Annotated in this window: 2 protein-coding genes; both read left to right on the top strand. The window is 74.2% G+C overall.

Annotated features, from left to right (window positions below; all coding sequences use genetic code 11):
• The first annotated feature begins 90 nt into the window (after positions 1-90).
• The gene (locus ABD317_RS36530; protein ID WP_344296299.1) at positions 91-870 is read left to right on the top strand and encodes an HAD-IIA family hydrolase; all 780 of its coding nucleotides are present in this window, start codon (positions 91-93) and stop codon (positions 868-870) included.
• A 154-nt stretch (positions 871-1,024) separates the two neighbouring features.
• On the top strand, positions 1,025-1,660 hold the full coding sequence (locus ABD317_RS36525; RefSeq protein WP_344296298.1) for a hypothetical protein: 636 nt from the start codon (positions 1,025-1,027) through the stop codon (positions 1,658-1,660).
• Positions 1,661-1,762: the final 102 nt, after the last annotated feature.

The following is a 1,762-nucleotide window of genomic DNA, read 5'->3' as shown; positions in this document are numbered from 1 at the left end:
CCCCCACTCATCTCCCTCCACCCCCCTCTGTCCCGCCGCCCCTGCGTCTAGGCTGGTGACCCAGTCCCCGAGGACCCTGGGAGAGATCAGATGGCGGAGCGCATGCCGGTCGAGTCCTGGCTGACGGACATGGACGGGGTGCTCATGCACGAGGGCATCCCCATCGCCGGCGCCGACGCCTTCATCAAGCGGCTGCGCGAATCCGGCAAGCCCTTCCTCGTGCTCACCAACAACTCCATGTACACCCCCGGGGACCTGCACGCCCGGCTCTCCCGCATCGGTCTGGACGTGCCGGTGCAGAACATCTGGACCTCCGCGCTCGCCACCGCCAAGTTCCTCGACGACCAGCGCCCCGGCGGCACCGCGTACGTCATCGGCGAGGCCGGGCTGACCACCGCGCTGCACGACCACGGCTACGTGCTCAGCGACCACCGCCCCGACTACGTCGTCCTCGGCGAGACGCGCACGTACAGCTTCGAGGCGCTGACGAAGGCCATCCGGCTGATCGAGAAGGGCGCCCGCTTCATCGCGACCAACCCGGACGAGACCGGCCCGTCCGCCGCCGGCCCGCTGCCGGCGACCGGCGCCGTCTCCGCGCTGATCACCAAGGCGACCGGCAAGGACCCGTACTTCGTCGGGAAGCCCAACCCGCTGATGATGCGCGCCGGGCTCAACCAGATCGGCGCCCACTCCGAGTCCACCGCGATGATCGGCGACCGGATGGACACCGACATACTGGCCGGGCTGGAAGCGGGCATGGAGACGTATCTGGTGCTGACCGGGCTCACCCGGGCGGACCAGGTGGAGCGGTTCCCGTACCGGCCCTCGCACATCGCCGACTCGATCGCCGACCTCGTCGAGCTGATCTGAGGCCCGGACCGGCCCGCGGGACGCGGCCCTCCCGCCGCGCCCGCGCCGCCGTTCGGGTGGGCGGTGACCGGATCGGCGTAGCGCCGCCGCTGTGCGGATGCGCGGGCGCGGGGCGTGGCGACGCTGGAGTGAAAGCTTCGCTTCCGGAGGTCCCATGCGCCCGGCCCGTGCCTGCCTCGCCGCCGTCCTGCTGCTGCTGACGGGCGGCGCCGCCGTCTCCTGCACCGACGCGCACGCGCAGGGCGACGTGACCGTGACGCCGTACCGCGTGCAGCGCGGCGATCCCGTCCAGGTCAGTACCGGCGTGTGCCGGGGCGACCACGCCTCGGCGACCTCGGAGGCGTTCGAGGCGCCGGTGAACATGCGGCCGGAGAACTTCGGCGGGCTGACCGGGCGCGGGAAGATCAAGTGGACGGCGCGGCCCGGGACGTACCCGGTGTGGGTCGACTGCGACGGCGACCGGCGGGTGGCGCGCGGCCAGGTGGTCGTGGAGGAGCCGCACAAGCGGCCGGAGCACTGGAAGAACAACTGGCACCACCAGCCCTGGTCGCCGGTGACCGCGGGCGGCGGCGGCACGGCGAAGCAGCCGGGGCGGACGGAACAGGCGGGGCAGGCGGGGCAGGCGCAGAACGCGACGTCCGCCCGGGCCGCCGGGGCGGACGGCGGACCCGGTGCGCTGCCCCTCACCCTCGTCGGCGGCGGGGCGGCGGTCCTCGCCCTCACCCTCGTGCGCCGCCGCACGGGCGGCGACGCGGGCGGCACCGGCGCGGAGGCGGCCGATGGCGGCTGAGCCCGCCCCCCGCGGCCGGACCGGCCTCGTCACGGCCGCCGCGTGGGTCGTCCTGCTGCTCGGCCTGTGGCTGTGGGCCCGCGACCTGGACGAGAGCGACGG

Source organism: Streptomyces synnematoformans, from assembly GCF_039531005.1.
Classification (GTDB): domain Bacteria; phylum Actinomycetota; class Actinomycetes; order Streptomycetales; family Streptomycetaceae; genus Streptomyces; species Streptomyces synnematoformans.
This window is presented reverse-complemented; position numbering and strand designations above follow the sequence as displayed.

Excerpts from the sequence above, each read along its gene's own strand:
- ABD317_RS36530 (WP_344296299.1), top strand. The coding sequence starts at position 91 with ATGGCGGAGCGCATGCCGGTCGAGTCCTGGCTGACGGACATGGACGGG.
- ABD317_RS36525 (WP_344296298.1), top strand. The coding sequence starts at position 1,025 with ATGCGCCCGGCCCGTGCCTGCCTCGCCGCCGTCCTGCTGCTGCTGACG.